Below are 267 nucleotides of genomic sequence, written 5' to 3'. Positions count from 1 at the left end.
CAGCGATTGCGACAACAGGGTCACCTTCTGTATTGGCTGTTAATAGACCTGTTGCTAAATTAGATGCGCCGGGACCTGATGTCACGAGACAAACACCTGGTTTGCCGGTTAAGCGGCCGACAGCAGCTGCCATAAAGGCGGCATTTTGTTCGTGTCTGCATAGGACAAGCTCTGGACCTCTGTCTTTTAATACATCAAATACGGCGTCAATTTTGGCACCTGGAATTGCAAAAACATGGGTCACACCTTGAGCAATCAGCGTATCAA

The 267-nt window shown here is 48.3% G+C and carries 1 protein-coding gene; it reads right to left on the bottom strand.

The genetic code is table 11. The features are described 5' to 3' along the window. Positions 1 to 267 (bottom strand): thiamine pyrophosphate-binding protein (locus SB658_RS24450; protein ID WP_410602966.1); only part of this gene is annotated, 267 nt, incomplete at both ends.

Source organism: Bacillus sp. SIMBA_008 (assembly GCF_046535495.1).
In the GTDB taxonomy this organism is placed as follows: domain Bacteria; phylum Bacillota; class Bacilli; order Bacillales; family Bacillaceae; genus Bacillus; species Bacillus subtilis.
Note: the sequence above shows the minus strand (reverse complement) of the source record. Positions and strands in the feature narration are given on the sequence as shown.